The organism is Micromonospora maritima, assembly GCF_902825405.1.
Lineage (GTDB): Bacteria > Actinomycetota > Actinomycetes > Mycobacteriales > Micromonosporaceae > Micromonospora > Micromonospora maritima.
The window spans coordinates 1-2,026 of sequence record NZ_CADEAU010000743.1; the positions used below are offsets into that span (position 1 = coordinate 1).

Sequence of the window (2,026 nt, forward strand, 5' to 3'; positions counted from 1 at the left end):
AGCCCGGGCCGGCGCGGCGCGGGCGCGGCGGTGTCGTCGTCGGCGGCCGGCGCGTCCGGGCGGTACTCCTCGACGATGACGTGGGCGTTGGTGCCGCTGACGCCGAACGAGGAGACGCCGCCGCGGCGGGGGCGGCCCAGCTCCGGCCAGGGCCGGTTCTCGGTGATCAGTTCCACCGCGCCGGCGGACCAGTCCACGTGCGGCGACGGCTCGTCCACGTGCAGCGTCGCCGGCAACGTGCCGTGCCGCAGCGCCATCACCATCTTGACCAGCCCGGCGACGCCGGCGGCGCTCTGGGTGTGGCCGATGTTCGACTTCACCGAGCCCAGCAGCAGCGGCCGGTCGGCGGGACGGTCCTGCCCGTACGTGGCGATGAGCGCCTGCGCCTCGATCGGGTCGCCGAGCGTGGTGCCGGTGCCGTGCGCCTCGACCAGGTCGACGTCGGCCGCGCCGAGCCGCGCGTTGGCCAGCGCGGCGCGGATGACCCGCTGCTGGGAGGGTCCGTTGGGGGCGGTGAGCCCGTTGGAGGCGCCGTCCTGGTTCAAGGCACTGCCCCGGATCACGGCGAGGATCGGGTGGCCGTGGCGTTCGGCGTCGGCGAGTCGTTCCACCACGACCACACCGCCGCCCTCGCCCCAGCCGGTGCCGTCGGCGCCGGCCGCGAACGCGCGGCACCGCCCGTCGACGGACATGCCGCGCTGGCGGGAGAAGACCACGAAGACACCGGGGGTGGCCATCACGGTGACGCCGCCGGCGACGGCCAGGTCGCACTCGCCGCGGCGCAGCGCCTGCCCGGCCAGGTGCAGGGCGACCAGGGAGGACGAGCAGGCGGTGTCGACGGTGACGGCGGGCCCGTTGAGGCCGAGCGTGAACGAGATCCGGCCGGAGGCGACGCTCGTGGTGTTGCCGGTGCCGAGGTACATGTCGACGCCGTCGGGCACGTGCGGCAGGCCCATGCCGTAGTTGGACGTGCTGAGGCCGACGAAGACGCCGGTCTGGCTGCCCCGCAGCGACAGCGGGTCGATGCCGGCCCGCTCGATCGCCTCCCACGAGGTCTCCAGCAGCAGCCGCTGCTGCGGGTCCATGGCGAGGGCCTCGCGGGGCGAGATGCCGAACAGGGCCGGGTCGAAGTCACCGGCGCCGTCGAGGAATCCGCCGACCCGGGTGTAGCTCTTGCCCGGCTTGTCCGGGTCGGGGTCGTAGAGCGCGTCGAGGTCCCAGCCGCGGTCGTCGGGGAACTCGGTGAGCGCGTCCCGGCCGTCGGCCACCAGCTGCCACAGGTCCTCCGGGGACCGGACGCCGCCGGGGAACCGGCAGCTCATCGACACGATGGCGAGCGGTTCGGCGTCCCGCGCCTCGACGGTCTGCAGCTTGCGCTTCGTGTCGTGCAGGTCGGCGGTCACCCGCTTGAGGAAGTACCGCAGCTTGTCGTCGTCGCTCATCGCGTCCCTGCCTCGATCCGCGGTTCGGTCATGTCAGGAGATTCCAAACTCTTTGCTGATGAAGTCGAAGATCTCGTCGTCGCTGGCCGCGTCCAGGTCGGGCCGGTCCGGTTCGGCGGCCGGACCGGCGAGGTCGGTGGCCTTGGCCAGCAGGTCCCGCATCCGGGTGGTGAACCGGTCCCGGGTCTCCGGGTCGAGGGCGAGCGTGGTCAGCAGCGACTCCACCGCGTCGATGCCCTGGAACAGCGGTCGGGTGGAGGGGGCGGCGTCGGCGGCGATCTCCCCGGCCAGCTTCCCGGCGAGCGCCTGCGGCGTCGGGTAGTCGAAGACCAGCGTGGCGGGCAGCCGCAGCCCGGACAGGGTGTTGAGCCGGTTGCGCAGGTCGACCGCGGTGAGCGAGTCGAAGCCCAGGTCGGTGAAGAGCCGGCCCGGGTCGACGGCCTCCGGTCCGGCGTGACCGAGCACGGCGGCGACGTTGGCCCGGACCACGTCGAGGAGCACCCTGCGCCGCTCGTCGTCGGAGAGGCCGGCGAGCCGCTGCGCGAGCGGCACGCCGCCGGTCGCGGCCGCGCCGGCGTCGACCG

The 2,026-nt window shown here is 74.1% G+C and carries 2 protein-coding genes; both read right to left on the reverse strand.

Features of this window, described 5'->3' with window-relative positions:
• On the reverse strand, positions 1-1,442 hold a 1,442-nt coding region (locus tag HUW36_RS31775), incomplete at its 3' end, for a type I polyketide synthase (RefSeq protein ID WP_174531442.1).
• A 33-nt stretch (positions 1,443-1,475) separates the two neighbouring features.
• Positions 1,476-2,026 (reverse strand): phosphopantetheine-binding protein (locus HUW36_RS31780; protein ID WP_246248423.1); only part of this gene is annotated, 551 nt, incomplete at its 5' end.